Origin of the sequence: Ruminiclostridium papyrosolvens DSM 2782 (genome assembly GCF_029318685.1) — a bacterium.
GTDB classification, from domain to species: domain Bacteria; phylum Bacillota; class Clostridia; order Acetivibrionales; family DSM-1351; genus Ruminiclostridium; species Ruminiclostridium papyrosolvens.
Genome location: NZ_CP119677.1, coordinates 2,364,433 through 2,381,217 on the forward strand (window position 1 = coordinate 2,364,433; position 16,785 = coordinate 2,381,217).

Below are 16,785 nucleotides of genomic sequence, written 5' to 3' on the forward strand. Positions count from 1 at the left end.
TATTAAATGGAAGAAAATATTAAGCAAAATAATATTATTTTAGAAGCAAGAGAATTTGCTTCTAATGAGATTCGTCCATTTGCGGGCGAGTTTGAAGAAAACGGCGGGATTCCCCGAGAACTTATTAATAAAATGGCCCAAAAAGGTTACCTTGCCGCAAGTCTTCCTGAAAAATACGGAGGTCTTGCACTAAACCCTGTTGATTATGGATTTTTTACAGAAGAAATAGGAAAGGCTTGTGCATCTACCCGAAGCATATTAACCGTACATACTTCCTTGGTAGGAGAAACAATACTTAGATGGGGCAATGAGCAGCAAAAGGATTACTGGCTCCCACTTATGGCAAAAGGAGAAAAACTTGCTGCATTTGCTTTATCAGAACCCGATGTAGGCTCAAATGCGAAGGGAGTACAAACTTCGTATGTCAAACAGGGTGATAAGTATATTTTAAATGGAAGAAAGAAATGGATCACATTGGGCGGTATTGCTGATGTATTTATTGTGATTGCTTCTGAACAGGGTAAAATTACAGCATTTTTAGTTGAAAGAAGTTTTCCGGGTGTAAGTACTTCTCTTATTAAAGGAATGTTATCGGGAAAAGCATCATATATATCTGAAATCCAACTGGATAATGTTGAAGTACCTGAAGAAAATGTGTTGGGAAAGGTTGGAAACGCATTTGAGTATGTTGTTGCTACTGCTCTTGATCACGGGAGGTACAGCATTGCGTGGGCAGGTGTTGGAATAGCGCAGGAAGCTCTTGATGCCATGGTTACATATTCAAGAAATAGAACTCAATTTGGTGAAAAGTTAAGAAGCTTTCAGCTTGTAAGGGGTATGATTGGTGATGCAGTAACTAAAATACATGCTGCTCGTGCTCTTTGCATAAGAGCGGGTGAAATGCGGCAACAAAGGGATTCGGACGCAATTGTTGAAACAACAATTGCAAAATATTTCACCTCCAAGGTGGCAATGGAGGTTGCTAACGATGCTGTACAGATTCATGGAGGAAACGGTTGCTGCAGCGGTTATCCTGTAGAAAGGTTGTTCAGGGAGGCCAGGGTACTTGAAATTATCGAAGGAACTTCCCAGCTGCAGCAAGAGATAATCGCTAATTTTGGCTTAACAAAATATTACAAAAGGAAAAAATTGAAATGAGTAAACTTGCAATTGTATTTCCGGGGCAAGGCTCTCAGTACATAGGAATGGGAAAGGCCTTAATTGATAATTTCAAAGTTGCAGCTGAGGTTTATGAAGAAGCAAACGATTCCCTTGGATTTGATTTAAAAAAAATAATTTTTGATGGAAGTATGGCAGAACTAACCCGTTCTGAGAATGCACAGCCGGCAGTAGTTACTGCAAGCAATGCACTTTTTAGAGTTTATATGCAGGAATTCGGTGTACTGCCGGATTATACGGCAGGACACAGTTTGGGAGAGCTTTCGGCTCTTATAGCTGCCGGAGGTATAAAATTTAACGAGGGTGTCTATTTTGCCAGAAAACGAGGGATTCTTATGCAGCAGGCATACTCTGAAAAGCGTGGCAGAGTTGCATTGATTGTGGGAGTAAATGAAGCACAGGTAAAGGAAGAGCTTGAAAGGATAAATAAGAATTATGGCTTTGTAGCAATTACGGGATATAACTCCCCTTCGCAAATTCTTGTGGCAGGGAAAGAAATTCCTTTAAAGGAGCTGGGTAGAAGTATTGAAAGTATAAACGGTGAATTTATACCCTTCAGCATGTTACCGATGAAGGTTGATGCTCCTTATCACAGCTCGCTTATGAGTTTTTTGGCAGAGGATTTAAGTCTTGAGCTTAAAAAAATCAGCTATAGTCCATTGAAATTTCCTGTTTTATCTAATGTTTCAGCACTGCCTTATGAAAGCCATGAAGATATTGAAAGAGACCTTTCACTTCAATTGGTTAATCCTGTAAAGTGGAGACAAATTATATCATATATTGAGGAACAGGGAACTCAAATAGTTATAGACATTGGGCCTCATTATGCATTAAAGACTATAGTTACTGAGTGCAGCGAGGTACTGAAAACATATGCCTTTGAAATAAAAACAGATTTTGCCGAAATTAAGAAGTACTTTATGTAAGTAGTTGAGATGGGGGTTGACATATGGAAATACTCGTTATCGGAGGTTCTAAATTTATAGGGTTGAGCATTATAAATAAGCTGCTTGAGATGGAGAGCAGCATTACGGTTTTTAATCTTGAGGATTCAAATAGTATGAGTGTATCGGGGGTAAGGCACATCAGGGGGAACAGAAAAGATCATGCCCTTGTCAGGAAGTTGTTTGAGAAGGAACAATTTGACGTCATTATTGATACATGTGGATTTGAACCGGAGGATGTAAATATTTTTATTGAGCTTTTTGGAAATAAAATTAAGCAATATATTTTTTGCAGTACAGTATCAGTTTATGACTTTGATAAAATAAAAAGCTTTCCTATAAAGGAGGACTTCCCTTTAAAAACAGACCCTGAAAGCTGGAATAATGAAATCAGGTACGGAAGCAAAAAAGCACTTTGCGAAAAGGTGCTTATGTCAAATGGTAAATTTCCAGTTACCATAATACGACCTTGCTATGTTTATGGACCCAACGCCTATGGGGACAGAGTAGAGTTTTTCTTTAATAGGATTGGCGATGAAAGGATAGTCCCCATACTTCCAATAGGAAATAATGTAATGCAGTTCATTTATATTTCCGACTTAGCAGATTTATTTGTGTCTGCAGTAAATAATCAAAAGGCTTACAACCGGATTTATAATGCTGCGGGAGAAGAATCCACCACTATTTTCAATTTTATTAATTTATGTGAAGAAATAATAGGGAAGAAAGCAAATATCAGAGTATTTGATGCGGAAAAGCTAACAGGTATTTTAGATGAAGAAGAGCTTGCCGGTATAATACCTACTAAACTTTATCATATCAGCTTTTATTTCGATAACTTAAAAGCAATAAGAGATTTGGACTGGAAGCCAAAAACAACTTTATATGAAGGCTTAAAAGAAACATATGACTGGCATAGACAGAACCGGAGAGAAGTAGATTATTGCATAGATGAAAAATTACTGAAACTGTTAAATGGCTCTATACCTAACTCTGAAAGAGATTATATATATGGTTTGGTTTAAAAAAATAAAACGAAACGGAGACATAAACATGAATGAAGCAAAAACTTGTAAAACCTGTCAATTGCCCGAATGGTATGTAACCTACTATGGTGATGTAAAGCTTGACAAGGAGGACGATTGTTTTTTCTGTAAGCATTATGAACATACAAAGGATGCATATGAGATTGATTATACTTCAGGAAAAGCGGAGTTTGAAAAACTGGTTGAGCAAAGCAGGGGAAAGGGCGAATATGAGTGTATTGTACTGTATACAGGGGGAAAAGACAGTAGTTATACACTATATTTAATGTCACAGGTATATGGTCTGAAAACTCTTGCGCTAACATGGGATAACGGGTTTTTTAATGACATAAACACTGGTAATATAGAAGTTACTGCTAGAAACCTTGGAGTAGAACACAGGTATATAAGAACGGACTGGGATGTCCTCAAGCATATATATAAAAACAGACTAAAAAGCTATGGAAGATTTTGTAATTGTGTGCCTTTATGCTTTTTATATACAGCGCCTGTAATATATGAAACAAAAGCTCCTCTGGTGCTATTCTCCAGCTCATTTGGACAAATCGCCAGCTTAGCTGAAATCAATGCACGTATTGATACCTCTACAGGCAAGGCTGTTGCTCCCATAGGCGATATAATAAAAAATATGGGGGCTGTACCTATAAAAAATGCTGCCATGGAACAGTACTATACAATGTTACTTGATTTAGTAGTTGGCGATTTGCCTCCAAAGGTACTTGAAGAAATGAAATACTTACTGGGTTATGTGCACAAATTGATGTCTGTTGAAGACTCTTTATACGTAAATCCATCAGTGTATTTTGATTGGGACATGAAGCAAATCATAAACAAGATAAAAGAATATGGTTGGAAGCAGCCTGAGGACAAGGGAATTTACGGACATACCAGTTGTATAGCGGAAAGAATGAAAGGCTATCTTGCATATAAGCAAAACTTAATTAATTTTGATATAATTGAAAATTCTCTTTTACTAAGAACCGGAAGAATAGATATTGAGGAATTCAACCGTGAAATAGAATGTACGGGATTTACGGATGTAGAGCCTGAAGTACATAATTTATTTCTGGAAAAATTAGATATGACCAGAGAAGAGCTGAATGATATTATCAAAAATAAACTAGCAATTAGAAGCAGCATACCTGAAATTAACACGAAGAATCTGGAGTGCTTACCTGTTGATACAAATATAGATGATTTAGTTGAAAAGCTGAAAAGAACCTATAAAACAAGGCTGACAATATAGAAAATGTTTTGAAATAATCTCTTCTAATAATGTATAAAGTTTGATACAATAGTAATAATTTCAATTTTAAACAATAAAAGGCATGGAGTTTAACTTTTTTATACTTAAGAAGAGAAAGGAATGTATATCTGTATGAAAATAAATGGAGCAAGGTATTTAGTTGAAGCTCTGAAAAAAGAAAATGTTGATGTAATATTTGCTTACCCCGGCAGCTGTGTAATGCCAATTTTTGATGCCCTTTATACTGAGCCCGATATAAAGCTTATATTGCCTCGGCATGAACAGGGTCTTGTACATGCTGCTGACGGTTATGCACGCTCTACGGGAAAAGTAGGGGTTTGTATTGTAACAAGCGGTCCCGGGGCGACTAATACGATAACCGGTTTAGCTACGGCAAATTATGATTCTGTGCCTTTGATATGCATAACAGGTCAGGTTTCTCGAAACCTTATTGGAAATGACGCCTTTCAAGAGGTTGATACAGTAGGCTTGACGCGTTCTGTTGCCAAGCATAACTATATAGTCCATGACAGAAAAGAGCTGGGACGCATTATCAAAGAAGCTTTTGTCATAGCAACCACAGGGCGTCCCGGACCCGTCGTTATTGATTTTCCTGTTGATATTTCCAGAGAGGTAGGTGATGATTACTATCCCGAATCTATCCAAATTCGTGGCTATAATCCCATAATTAAAGGGCACCAGATACAGGTGAAAAAAGCAGTAAAAATGTTAATGAAAGCCAAAAAGCCACTTTTCCTTATTGGTGGAGGAGTAATCATATCGAATGCAAGCGAGAGCTTTTTAGAATTGGTAAACAAGACTGGTGTACCTGTAATTTCTACAATAATGGGTAAAGGAGCTATACCATGTACTCATCCAAAGTATGCGGGAATGGTGGGGATGCATGGAACATATGCTTCAAATAAAGCTGTCATGGAATGTGATTTGCTTTTTTCAATAGGCACAAGATTTAACGATAGAATTACAGGAGTAGTAAGTCGGTTTGCTCCAAATGCAGAAATAGTACATATAGATATAGAGCCTGCGTCAATATCTCGGAATGTAAACGTAGATGTACCAATTGTTGGAGATGCTAAAGTAGTCATTGACGAGATAATACCAATGGTTGAAAAAGCACATATTGCTCCTTGGGTTCAGCAGATAGATGCATGGAAAAATGAGCACACTGCTAAAGTAGTACCGGGAAAAGTGCGATTATCCCCTATGGAAGTGCTTAGGAACATTAACGATACATTCCCTGAGGCTATTATAACTACAGATGTTGGACAGCATCAAATGTGGACTGCACAATTCTGCAAATTCCTTAAACCAAGAACTTTTTTAACTTCCGGCGGTTTGGGCACAATGGGCTATGGTTTTCCTGCTGCCTTGGGTGCACAGATTGGTAACAGGGATAAGAAAGTAATAAGCATATCCGGTGACGGAAGTGTACAAATGAATATTCAAGAATTGGCAACAGCTGTTCAACAGGAATTGCCAATAATCATAGCTGTTTTTAACAATGGATATCTGGGCTTGGTAAGACAATGGCAGAGCCTTTTTTATGATAAAAACTATTCCGGAACTTGTCTGAGAAGAACTAAATCCTGTCCTCAAGAATGTAATACTAATGGAGACCATTGCCCGCCATATACACCTGATTTTTTAAAGCTTGCTGAGGCTTATGGGGCAATTGGCATACGTGTAACCAAGAATGAGGAAATAATTCCTGCACTTAAAAGAGCCGGAGAATCACAAAAAGTGCCTGTCTTAATAGAATTTATGATAGAGTGTGAATATAATGTTATGCCAATGGTACCTTCAGGTTCAGCTCTTGATGAAATGATTTTGGAGGTGGAAAATTAATGTTAAGAACATTGGCTTTATTTGTTGAGAATAATCCCGGTGTGTTAGCCAGAATTTCAGCATTATTTTCAGGGAAAGGCTACAACCTTGAAAGTCTGACAGCGGGAATCACAACCGATCCTTTAATTTCACGAATTACAATTGTTTGCAAAAGTGACGATATTGAGTTTGAACAAATAAAGAAGCAGCTTAACAGGCTTATTGAAGTATTAAAGGTTACTGACCTTAGTTCAGAGGCTATAGTTAATAAGGAGATGGCTTTTATAAAAGTAGGTGCAAAGGTAAACCAAAGAAGTGAGATTTTTCAAGTTGCTCAGGTGTTTAACTCAAGAATTTCCAATGTGGACAAGAACAGTATAATTATTGAAATAAGTGATACCTCTAAGAGAATAGATGAATTTTTGGTTGTACTTAATTCATATAATATTATAGAAATCGCAAGAAGCGGGATAATTGCCATGAAATGTGGTTAAAATCTGTGAAATGCCGGTATATCAAGCAAACTAGTTACAAAAAACACCCACCGGGTGTTTTTTAGTCTAAAAATATTTAAACAGTATATTAAGTAAAAATATAAGTAATTTGCCATAAAATGGTATAATGGTATATGTATATATGTAACAAATTACTACATAGAAGAAAGGGGTTAATTATGACACACTTAGCTTTAAAGGTGTTAAGCGGAGTAGACACGACAAATCAGTTTTACGGCAAGCTGAAGGAAAACATTGAGTTAAAAAATGTTAGTTGCCTATCGGAAGTTCAGCCGGAAGATTTTGTTGTAGTTGACGCAAAATCAGTTATCGGTAAAGAGGGCGACAGCTATAATCAGCTGTGTGCAAAACTTGGTGAAGGAACGAGTGTTTTGTTCCTTGATGCAGATGCCGACTGCAGAAAAATGCTGGGCAAGTATTTAGGATTTAACAAGGAAGGAGAATCCGTAGCTTTGTTCGTTAAGCCCCAAGGTAAAAATGCAAAGAAATACTCTATATTTGATTTATCAAACAGTAAACCTACCAAAGTAAAAAGTCAGATGATTTCTTCAAAATCGGATAAGATTATTGAAAATGATTTTGAACTAAAGACAGATTCAAAAGTAATTTCTAAAAATGTCATGGACATGTTTTACGGCGATATTATGGAGGGGCACATAAATGCGGCCGAAGATAATGATATACCGCCGGATGTTGAGTATAAGCAATGGGTATACGGGATATATTATGACTGGTCTTCCTCAGAAAGGGATAAGTGGAAAAGCTATACTCCGAGGGAACAGGACACCTACGGAAGAGTAACTTATATAGTACAGGCCTTTAAGGATGTTGCTGTTACGGGAGACTTTCAGTGGATATATATGGACTGTAATGGTATGTGGTGTACTTCAAAAACGGGTGCGGGTATGAATGAGAATAACCATGATGAACGCGGATGGTCAATCGGCTCCATAGAGATTAGTATACCAACACCCAGTGATAATGGTGTGAATTTAAAGGTATACGATTGTTCACCTAAAAATATTAACGGAGTAAAATCATATACATCATCAGTATCCTTTGAAGTTGGATACGATACCGGAAACTTCAGCTATTCTGAATCCTGCACCGAAGATATCACTGATTGGTCGATAACTTTGAAAACAGATAATGACTGGCTTTTCCAGCAGAATTCTCCTTATCATGGTTCTATTGAGGATTTCCCTGATGATTCGATTGATTATAATGCAGGAAAGGCAAGACACGAGATTAAATCTCTTCCTACACTGTCAACTACCGCAGTAGACTTTGATACAAAGTCGGTTTGGTTTAATAATAGTGTTAGTACCAATACAATTTATATTCGTCCGGATTTGACAGTTAAATATAATTATGAAGCCCTTAAAAATGAATGGCCTACATGGGAAGCAATGTTTTGGTGGAATTATCACTATGGAACGGAGAGCTTTTCCATTGATTTAAGTCAAGTAAGCTGATTTGGAAATACGACATAGAAGAGAGAAACTAAGTATGGGATTGTACATATAAAACAATTCACACTTTTTGTGGTTTAGTTAATAAGAAGGATTTCTTACTGCATCTTCAGGGAATGAAATGCAGTTTTTTGTTTAATAAGGGTAAAGATTCTCATAAGTCGATATATGTGGTAAACTTTAACCATATAAATTTGATGTTATTGGAGGCAATAGTTATGGATTTTTTAAAATTGGCTGAGGAACGTTTTTCAGTAAGGAGCTTTGCAGATAAAGAAATTGAGCAGGAAAAGATTGATGCAATACTGAGAGCCGCTCAGGTAGCTCCAACAGCTTGTAATCTTCAACCACAGAAGATTCTGGTAATTAATAGCAAGGAGGCTTTGGAAAAATACAGAAAGTGTACAGTCTGTCACTTCAATGCTCCTCTTGCTATTCTCACCTGTTACGATAAGTCACTTTGCTGGACAAGAGAATATGACGGTAAAAAAAGTGGAGATATTGATGCTGCAATTATTACTACTCATATGATGCTTGAAGCTGCAAATCTGGGAATAGGTTCTACATGGGTTATGCACTTTATTCCTGAGGCTATTCGTGACGAATTTCAATTGCCGGATAATTATGAACCCGTCAGTCTTCTTGCTATGGGATACCCTAAGGAGGATGTAAAGCCATACCCGGGTCATTCCAGTATCAAGCCCCTATCCGATACGGTTTTTTATAATAAGTATTGAGTTAGCCTGAATTTTTGTAAAAAAATATTTTTAACTTTTGCAACATTTTACCTTGCTCATTTGTATATAGGGTAGAAGTCAAATTTAAAAACAATATTCTGGTGTCACTCAAAATAATGTCAGAAGCACTTGGATTTACTGTGAAATGGAATGGAAATAAGAAGACTATCTGACAAACAACAAGAACATGTACATAAATCAACTGGCGGCTCAAGCGGAACTACTACTCAGCCGGGAAAACTTCCCGCAGGATATAAAATTGACAGCACTTCAGTTATTGTTAAGAAAATAGCCCAAATAATTTACTCTGAGGTCAATAACGAAATAACTTACAGAGTGTCAAAAGGCTCAGAGGATATAAGCGGCGACAATACCTCATATGATAATTCGGAGGTTATAAAAGTTAATGATACTCAAGTATTGCTCAAGGGAAATAACTCCTCGATAAATCTGGTTACTTGGATAAAGAACGGTTGTTCATATTCTCTGTCTTTTTCAATGGGGTCGGATAAAACAATTGTGGTATCAATTGTAGAAGGAATAAAATAGGCGTGAAAAATATCCTAAAAAAGTCAATAACAAAGCAACTCTTGGTTTCCAAAGTAAGGACATAGTATAAGTTATGATGGAAATATATAAAAAAATTGACATAAACTTCCTGTTAGTTATATACTTGACTTGATGAATTAATAAGCTGTATGTTGGATTTTAAGTCAAGTAATCATATCTATTAATTACTTTCAAAATTAAAGTTAAGAATTATTTTCTTTATTAAGTCCAAATAGCATTATTAAATCACCAATTAATTATTAACGAAAGGTGATATAATATGAAAAGAAGTAACCGGATTTTAAGTTTATGTTTAGTATTTACAATGGTTTTATGTATTTTTAGTATGGTTATAAAGGAAGTTACGGCAGCATCAAATTACACTACTTGGAAACAATATGATTCAAGTTGGGGAAGCAAAACAGTTGGCAAAAATGGAACCATGGCAAACTGGGGATGCAAAATAACAGCGTTAGCTATACTCATGGTTCATTCAGGTGTGGAAAATGAAAGCAGCTTTAATCCCGGTACACTCAGGGATCGTTATACCAATGCAGGCTATATAAGTTATTCAGATAATATATCCAGTGATGGTAATTTAAGTGATAATGCCGTAAGTAAGACTTATTCGCCTAACTTTTATAAGGTTGGTACCGTTGACTATACATATTCCTCTTTTTCCTCCATCCGTTCTTCTATTAATTCTTTATTAAACAGTGGATACTTCGTTGAAGTAAGGGTAAACAATAATCAGCATTCAGTGGCTGTAAAGGATTGTACAGCTACAGATGTAAATATTATGGATCCCGGATACAGCAAAAGCACATTATCTCAGTGGGACGGAACTATAATAAAGGCCATTTATTATAAGGCGACTTCAACTACTCCCGTTAATCCGGGAAAAATAAGTGTAACGTACCAAACCTACGATGATGTTAAAAAAGAATTTTTGTCTAACGTGGTGGATGCACAGAGTTATGCCGGTATCTTTGGACATGATGTTGACTGCCTGTATGCCAGTTTATCCAGCGGAAATATCACCTACAAGGTTCATTATAAAGGCGGAAGTTGGCTGTCAGAAGTAACAAACAGAAGTGATTATGCCGGAATAAAGGGTAAACCTATTGATGGCTTATCGATAAAAACAGATACTGGAAGAACAATACATTACAGAGTACATTTAAGAGCTTCCGGTAAATGGTTGCCATATGTAACCGGATACAATACAAGTGATTCTAATAATGGTTTTGCCGGTAGCCTGGGGCAAGAAATAGATGCAATACAAATATATTTGGATTAGTACATACGAATACAATCATACAGCCTTGATTCTTATATGAGTCAGGGCTGATTATTTGTACACCAAAACTATTTTGCAGTACTACATGATTAACCCAATTGACATGTAAATACTGAAAGAATATACTGATACTATAATTTGGTATTTAGGTAATTTATATACATTTATGTATTTTTAGGAGGAATTTTATGCAAAGATTACATATACCTAACTATGTAAATGATAGCTATTATTATAAAACTATAAGCTGTTGGGATGCACCTATAGCAATAGCATCAGGATATTTTGAATATGAAAACTATTTTTACTTTTGTGCTTTTTATTCCTTACGACTAATATGGGAGACCAATGTTGATAGATTAGATTCAATAAATATCAGACTAAATAAATTAGGTCTAGAATTAGAGACAGTAAATACTTCAAATAGAGAGTTACTACTTAGTACCATAAAATCTGTGCTGGACGAAAAATATCCTATAGTTATTTATTTTGATTATTTCAATATGTTCTATTGCGATTTTAATTATAAAAAGGCGCATGGGCCTCATGGAATTATTATTAATGGCTACAATAAAGAAACATCTACAATTACTATTATGGACTGCTCACATGTTGGTTTTGATAATCCTTTTTATTGCCTGACACTGAAAGAAGAAATTTTCTTAGACATATGGGAGGAATCAAATGAATATTTCAGTAATACCCTTTCTAGTTTTGCCAATAAGCTGTACTACATTAAACCCCAGAATGCTAAAAAAACTATATATAGTGATTTCAATTTTTTAAAAGATGTAGTAGAAAATAACTATGTTACTGAAGATGATAACTTGATTAGAAATGTAATTAATAATAAATGTTTTGATATCACTGCGGCCGAGTTATATAAAAGAGATCTTGTTGATTCTACACAGAACATTTTCAAAATACTTGACAGAATATATAGTCAATTAGATAAGGACAATACAAACCTAAAAAATTACGAAGATTTTAAAGTGAAGTATTTAAACAAAAGGTCAATAGTATTTTCCAGTTTTCTTAGAAAAGCTATAAAAAGAAATGTTGATGAAAATGCTATAACTAAGTATACCAATGAAATTCAACCCATCAATAACGATTTTTGTATGTTAATTAATGAGTTGTACAAAGAATATTGTACAAAAATGGCTACTGATATTTCTATGCAGTGTGACGATGAAAAAGAGCTTATAAACTACGCGTCCGATGCTTCAATAACTGCAAGCAGTGAGTTGGAAGCATATGGTGTATGCTTTAAAGCAGAAAGAGTTATAAATGGTGAATACAATGGATTTGATACTGATATGTGGATATCAAGTGATATAGCTAGTCCCCAATGGTTAATACTGGACTTGAATAAAGCACGAGCTGTTAAAAAGTTTGTAATAATACATGATTTTCGCTCGCCTGAATTATATTTGATTGATTATTGCATCCAAGGCAGTAATAATATGATTGATTGGACAAATCTGGTGAAGATAGAAGGAAACATTAAAGAACAGACTACAAGCTATGTAGAAGAACAAGAATACAGGTACTACCGTATTTACATTACTAAACCATCAAAACTGGATAATATGGCCAGAATATTTGGTATAGAATGTTGGGGATATAAGCAAGAGTAGCCAAGTCGCGTAAATCAGGAATTCTACATGCAATCAATACTTAATGATACCAAATACAGCAAATAATTAAGTAAAAGAGCTTACCGGAATGGTAGGTTTTTTTGCTTATAAGCTGGTTCCTATTAATAATAATAGTGTTAAAGTACCAAATAAAAGGGTAAAAATAGAATAAAGAAGCTACGGCCCTGTCTCAATGGCCAAACAACTGCTAATACTTATAAAACCTACGTTTATTTGAGTATGAGAATGGCTTTTAAGTTATTTTATGAAAAGGAGGACTGTTAGCATGAAATCTACAGGAATAGTAAGAAGGGTTGATGAACTGGGAAGGATAGTAATACCTAAAGAGACAAGACAAATGTTTTCAATTAGCGAAAGAGATTCTTTAGAAATTTTTACTGATGAAAATATGATACTTTTAAAGAAATACTCTCCCGGATGTATATTTTGCAGTAATGTAAAAAATCTTACCATATTTAAAGGTAAACACATATGTGAAGAGTGCAGTCAGGATTTAAGAACGGAGTAATCTGTCAAGAAAAAGAACATGTCTTAATGGCATGTTCTTTTTGTGGTACGGGGGAAAATTAACATAAGAATTAGACAAAAGAGGTTTTTTGATAGTTTTGTAGAAATTATTTGTGTATATGTTGCACACAGTGCTTTACATAATACAGCAAAGATAAAAACGCAACGTGAGATTTATCTCGCCAGAGCCGGAAGGTAGCCCGGCCGTGCCATTTTAAATAATGGTGTAAGTAACCCTCCCTCCTTGGGTCGTCCATTCTTTGTTTATAACATAATTCATTTTAAGGAGGAAATAGTTATGGGCAAAATACAAGGCAAACTGACAGTGTTTTTTGATGAGCCATTCTGGGTTGGCATTTTTGAAAGAATTGAGGATGGAAAGCTTTCGGCAGCCAAGGTAACTTTTGGTGCAGAACCAAAAGATTATGAGGTCTACGATTTCATTTTAAAGCACTATTATGAGCTTCGTTTCAGCCCGTCTGTGATAACTGCTGTAAAGGATAAAATCATAAATCCGAAACGGATGCAAAGGGATATTCAGAAACAGCTGTCCAACACAGGCATCGGTACAAAATCTCAGCAAGCGTTAAAATTGCAGCAGGAGCAGAACAAACAAGAACGAAAGCAAATCAGTCGTGAGCATAGAGAGGCTGAAAAACAGCGAATGTTTAAACTGAAACAGCAAAAAAAGAAGGAAAAGCACAGGGGCAAGTAATGCTCCTGCTATCCTACAGGTTGGTAAACTCCTTTTGGTATATGATTAATTAACCAAAAGGAGTAGTCCTGTAATCGCTATGTCATTTCTTTGGGTATATACTCGCTGCCTCCTGTGATTTTCTAAAATCTCTGGGACTAACGAAATAAACCTTACTAAAGGCCCTGTTAAATGTACGGATACTTTGAAAACCACAGTCATACGCAATTTGTGTGATATTTTTATTCGTATTTAAAAGCATGTTTCTTGCCCAACTTACACGAATACCGTTTATATAATCGCTGAAGCTTACATTCATTTTATCTGAAAACACTCTGGATAAATGATATTTTCCAACACCTAAAGCTCTGGACATGTCATTGAGAGATATGGGCTGCATATAATTCTCGTTTATATAATTAATAATATCAAAGATAATATCAAAGTAATTCACATCGGTATTTGTAACGAGTTCCACCTGCTGCAGTAATCTGGAAATAATAATCTGTATATAAGCTTTGCAGATGGGAGTGCAAACAGGTTGATTCCCAACATGAGTATATTCCTCACAGAGAGTATCTATAGCATACGGAACATCCTTGTGAAGATTTTCCCTATTAATAAAAGGGTTTTTGGGATGAAACTTCAAAAGGGTGTTAATGAAATCACCTACTAGTGCCAAATTCAGTATGACTATAATGCAATTCATTCTTTCTTGGGGCGGAGTATGATAACTATGTACACTGTTGGGAAAAAGAACACAAAGGCCACCTCTTTTCATTAGGTGTGTGCAACCGTTGACTGTTATTTCAATTTCGCCCTCTTCTACATAGAGCAGTTCAAGCTGAGCGTGAAGATGTGGAAGGAAGTCAAGACCGTCTTCTCTAAAGATTAGCAAATCCCCAACTCTGTTTTCATAAAATGGAATCAATATTATACCTCCACCTACTGCAATATTTGGCCAAAAAATAATACTATATGTCAAGTATTATAAATTGTTATATGCTAAAATTCAATTATAAAATGAAATTAACTAATCTAACCAAATTAATAAAACACAGCATAATAAGGAGGAAGGTAAAGTGAAAAAAGAATTTCATGTTGCGGTGACCGGTTGTGATTTCGCAGAGGGTACAAAAGAGAATCCTTTCAGAACTATATCAAAAGCTGCAAAGGTAGCTGAAACAGGAGACAAAGTTATTGTTCATCAGGGCGAGTATCGTGAATGGGTAAAGCCTGAACATAGCGGCTACAGCAATATAAACAGAATAGTATACGAAGCTGCCGAGGGTGAAAAGGTTATTATTAAAGGTTCAGAGAGAATCCAGAGCTGGGAAAAGGTTGAGGGTACAGTGTGGAAAGCTGTTCTTGAAAATTCTTTCTTTGGTGATTACAATCCATATAAGGAAATTCTCAGCGGAGATTGGTTAATTTATAAGTCCGACGTTTATCGTCATCCCGGAGATGTTTATTTAAACGGAGTTTCATTTTATGAAGCTGATTCTTTGGATGAAGTTAAAAACCCGGTAGAGAGAACCGGAGTTGTAGATATCCCATGGACTCAGAAATTTGAAAAAATTCTGCACCCAGAACAAACAATTTACCGTTGGTTCTGCGAAGCAGATGATGAAAAGACAACTATTTACGCTAACTTTCATGGTGTAGATCCAAATAAAGAGCTTGTTGAAATCAATGTAAGAAAATGCTGCTTCTATCCACTCAAAACAGGTCTGAATTATATTACTGTAAGAGGGTTTGAGATGGCACAGGCTGCATGCCCATGGACACCTCCTACAGCAGATCAACCCGGTTTGTTGGGAGCAAATTGGAGCAAGGGCTGGATTATAGAAAACAACATAATTCACGATGCTAAATGCAGTGCCATCAGTATTGGTAAAGAAGCTTCAACAGGACACAATCTATGCACCAGAACACATCAGAAGCCGGGATATCAATACCAGATGGAGGCTGTTTTCCGTGCTTTGCAGATTGGATGGAGCAAGGAAAAGATAGGTTCCCATATCATTCGTAACAATGTTATTTATGATTGCGGACAAAACGGCATTGTAGGACATATGGGTGGAGTTTTCAGTGAAATATACAACAACCATATTTACAATATTGCAATAAAGCATGAGTTTTTTGGCTACGAGATTGCAGGTATAAAGCTTCATGCGGCAATTGACGTAAAAATTCATAATAACCGTATTCATAACTGTTCTCTGGGGACTTGGCTTGATTGGCAGGCACAGGGTGTTCGATTGAATAATAACCTGTACTACAACAACGACCGTGACTTGATGGTAGAGGTAAGTCATGGTCCGTACCTTATAGATAATAATATTTTTGCTTCGGATTATACTTTTGATAATTTTTCACAGGGCGGTGCATATGTAAATAACCTCTGCTGCGGTAAGCTCCATTTAACAAAAGTACTTGACAGATCTACTCCATATCACTTCCCGCACACTACCGAAGTAGCCGGAACAGCAGTTGTTTACGGGGGAGACGACCGTTTTTACAACAATATATTTGTTGGCGGAGAAGGCATTGAAAACAGCGGAACAGCAGGATATAATCCAAATACTGCTTCCTTTGAAGAATTTGTTGCCACAGTGCTTACTAAGGGAGTTGGAGATTTAGAGGTATTTAAGTTAACCGAACAACCTGTATACATTTCAGCGAATGCGTATGTAAACGGAGCTGAAGGCTTCAATCGTGAAAATAGCAGTTATACTAACAAGACCTTTAATCCAAATGTAAAAATCGTTGAAGAAGAAAATGCAGTTTATCTGGAGATGAATGTAGAAAGTGATATGCTTGAAATACCAACACAAATCGTTTCTACTGAAACACTTGGTACCGTACGTATAGTTGATGCTATTTTTGATGATCCTAACGGAAATCCTGTGGTTCTTGACACTGATTATACAGGAAATACCAGAACAGCCAAGCCTGTTGTAGGACCTATCGAAGGATTGAAATCAGGTTTCAATCGTATTAAAATTTGGGGTTAATAAATAAAGTAAATTAGTTTATTAAAGAAGTCCGGGAATTAATCCCGGGCTTTTTTCGTTGCAACAAGTCGAA

General features: G+C 36.1%; 16 protein-coding genes. 15 read left to right on the plus strand and 1 reads right to left on the minus strand.

Translation table 11 applies throughout. The features are described from left to right. The first annotated feature begins 6 nt into the window (after positions 1 to 6). The 14 genes from P0092_RS10900 (at position 7) to P0092_RS10960 (ending at position 13,716) form a co-directional block, all read left to right on the plus strand. Positions 7 to 1,158, plus strand: a complete 1,152-nt coding sequence (locus tag P0092_RS10900) for an acyl-CoA dehydrogenase family protein (RefSeq protein ID WP_004619556.1) — start codon at positions 7 to 9, stop codon at positions 1,156 to 1,158. Beyond that, positions 1,155 to 2,105 (plus strand): ACP S-malonyltransferase, encoded by a 951-nt coding sequence (locus P0092_RS10905; RefSeq protein ID WP_004619555.1) that lies wholly within the window; start codon positions 1,155 to 1,157, stop codon positions 2,103 to 2,105. Before P0092_RS10900 ends, P0092_RS10905 begins: the two co-directional genes overlap by 4 nt. A gap of 23 nt (positions 2,106 to 2,128) precedes the next feature. Continuing rightward, positions 2,129 to 3,148 (plus strand): NAD-dependent epimerase/dehydratase family protein, encoded by a 1,020-nt coding sequence (locus P0092_RS10910; RefSeq protein ID WP_004619552.1) that lies wholly within the window; start codon positions 2,129 to 2,131, stop codon positions 3,146 to 3,148. A 28-nt stretch (positions 3,149 to 3,176) separates the two neighbouring features. Continuing rightward, complete coding sequence (locus P0092_RS10915) at positions 3,177 to 4,415, plus strand: adenine nucleotide alpha hydrolase family protein (RefSeq protein WP_004619549.1); 1,239 nt, start codon at positions 3,177 to 3,179, stop codon at positions 4,413 to 4,415. A gap of 132 nt (positions 4,416 to 4,547) precedes the next feature. After that, positions 4,548 to 6,281 carry a biosynthetic-type acetolactate synthase large subunit gene (gene ilvB, locus P0092_RS10920; protein ID WP_004619548.1) on the plus strand — a complete coding sequence of 578 codons (1,734 nt, stop codon included), beginning with the start codon at positions 4,548 to 4,550 and terminating at the stop codon, positions 6,279 to 6,281. Beyond that, positions 6,281 to 6,754 carry an acetolactate synthase small subunit gene (ilvN, locus tag P0092_RS10925; RefSeq protein WP_004619546.1) on the plus strand — a complete coding sequence of 158 codons (474 nt, stop codon included), beginning with the start codon at positions 6,281 to 6,283 and terminating at the stop codon, positions 6,752 to 6,754. Before ilvB ends, ilvN begins: the two co-directional genes overlap by 1 nt. A 179-nt stretch (positions 6,755 to 6,933) precedes the next feature. Then, entirely contained in the window at positions 6,934 to 8,250 is a 1,317-nt protein-coding gene (locus P0092_RS10930; protein WP_004619543.1) for a hypothetical protein, read from the plus strand. 215 nt (positions 8,251 to 8,465) lie between these two features. Continuing rightward, positions 8,466 to 8,984, plus strand: coding sequence for a nitroreductase family protein (locus P0092_RS10935; protein ID WP_004619542.1), 519 nt, complete (start codon positions 8,466 to 8,468; stop codon positions 8,982 to 8,984). Positions 8,985 to 9,100: 116 nt separating this feature from the next. After that, on the plus strand, positions 9,101 to 9,157 hold the full coding sequence (locus P0092_RS22125) for a hypothetical protein (protein ID WP_422784825.1): 57 nt from the start codon (positions 9,101 to 9,103) through the stop codon (positions 9,155 to 9,157). Further along, positions 9,135 to 9,533 carry a DUF4367 domain-containing protein gene (locus P0092_RS10940; RefSeq protein ID WP_004619540.1) on the plus strand — a complete coding sequence of 133 codons (399 nt, stop codon included), beginning with the start codon at positions 9,135 to 9,137 and terminating at the stop codon, positions 9,531 to 9,533. The genes P0092_RS22125 and P0092_RS10940 overlap by 23 nt, the downstream gene beginning before the upstream one ends. Positions 9,534 to 9,813: 280 nt before the next feature. Further along, the gene (locus tag P0092_RS10945; protein WP_004619537.1) at positions 9,814 to 10,833 is read left to right on the plus strand and encodes a hypothetical protein; all 1,020 of its coding nucleotides are present in this window, start codon (positions 9,814 to 9,816) and stop codon (positions 10,831 to 10,833) included. 188 nt (positions 10,834 to 11,021) lie between these two features. Continuing rightward, positions 11,022 to 12,473: a discoidin domain-containing protein gene (locus P0092_RS10950; RefSeq protein WP_004619535.1), complete on the plus strand. Its 1,452-nt coding sequence runs from the start codon at positions 11,022 to 11,024 to the stop codon at positions 12,471 to 12,473. A gap of 286 nt (positions 12,474 to 12,759) precedes the next feature. After that, positions 12,760 to 13,002 (plus strand): AbrB/MazE/SpoVT family DNA-binding domain-containing protein, encoded by a 243-nt coding sequence (locus P0092_RS10955; protein WP_004619532.1) that lies wholly within the window; start codon positions 12,760 to 12,762, stop codon positions 13,000 to 13,002. Positions 13,003 to 13,299: 297 nt separating this feature from the next. Next, positions 13,300 to 13,716 (plus strand): YjdF family protein, encoded by a 417-nt coding sequence (locus P0092_RS10960; RefSeq protein ID WP_004619531.1) that lies wholly within the window; start codon positions 13,300 to 13,302, stop codon positions 13,714 to 13,716. Between the two features lie 82 nt (positions 13,717 to 13,798). On the opposite strand, the gene P0092_RS10965 is transcribed toward P0092_RS10960, so the two are convergent. Beyond that, positions 13,799 to 14,626 (minus strand): AraC family transcriptional regulator, encoded by an 828-nt coding sequence (locus P0092_RS10965; protein ID WP_004619529.1) that lies wholly within the window; start codon positions 14,624 to 14,626, stop codon positions 13,799 to 13,801. Positions 14,627 to 14,777: 151 nt separating this feature from the next. On the opposite strand from P0092_RS10965, the gene P0092_RS10970 reads away from it, so the two are divergent. Further along, entirely contained in the window at positions 14,778 to 16,712 is a 1,935-nt protein-coding gene (locus P0092_RS10970) for a right-handed parallel beta-helix repeat-containing protein (RefSeq protein WP_004619528.1), read from the plus strand. Positions 16,713 to 16,785: the final 73 nt, after the last annotated feature.

Excerpts from the sequence above, each read along its gene's own strand:
- ilvB (WP_004619548.1), top strand. The coding sequence starts at position 4,548 with ATGAAAATAAATGGAGCAAGGTATTTAGTTGAAGCTCTGAAAAAAGAA.
- P0092_RS10905 (WP_004619555.1), top strand. The coding sequence starts at position 1,155 with ATGAGTAAACTTGCAATTGTATTTCCGGGGCAAGGCTCTCAGTACATA.
- P0092_RS10960 (WP_004619531.1), top strand. The coding sequence starts at position 13,300 with ATGGGCAAAATACAAGGCAAACTGACAGTGTTTTTTGATGAGCCATTC.
- P0092_RS10955 (WP_004619532.1), top strand. The coding sequence starts at position 12,760 with ATGAAATCTACAGGAATAGTAAGAAGGGTTGATGAACTGGGAAGGATA.
- ilvN (WP_004619546.1), top strand. The coding sequence starts at position 6,281 with ATGTTAAGAACATTGGCTTTATTTGTTGAGAATAATCCCGGTGTGTTA.
- P0092_RS10930 (WP_004619543.1), top strand. The coding sequence starts at position 6,934 with ATGACACACTTAGCTTTAAAGGTGTTAAGCGGAGTAGACACGACAAAT.
- P0092_RS10945 (WP_004619537.1), top strand. The coding sequence starts at position 9,814 with ATGAAAAGAAGTAACCGGATTTTAAGTTTATGTTTAGTATTTACAATG.
- P0092_RS10950 (WP_004619535.1), top strand. The coding sequence starts at position 11,022 with ATGCAAAGATTACATATACCTAACTATGTAAATGATAGCTATTATTAT.
- P0092_RS10915 (WP_004619549.1), top strand. The coding sequence starts at position 3,177 with ATGAATGAAGCAAAAACTTGTAAAACCTGTCAATTGCCCGAATGGTAT.
- P0092_RS10910 (WP_004619552.1), top strand. The coding sequence starts at position 2,129 with ATGGAAATACTCGTTATCGGAGGTTCTAAATTTATAGGGTTGAGCATT.
- P0092_RS10900 (WP_004619556.1), top strand. The coding sequence starts at position 7 with ATGGAAGAAAATATTAAGCAAAATAATATTATTTTAGAAGCAAGAGAA.
- P0092_RS10940 (WP_004619540.1), top strand. The coding sequence starts at position 9,135 with ATGGAAATAAGAAGACTATCTGACAAACAACAAGAACATGTACATAAA.
- P0092_RS10935 (WP_004619542.1), top strand. The coding sequence starts at position 8,466 with ATGGATTTTTTAAAATTGGCTGAGGAACGTTTTTCAGTAAGGAGCTTT.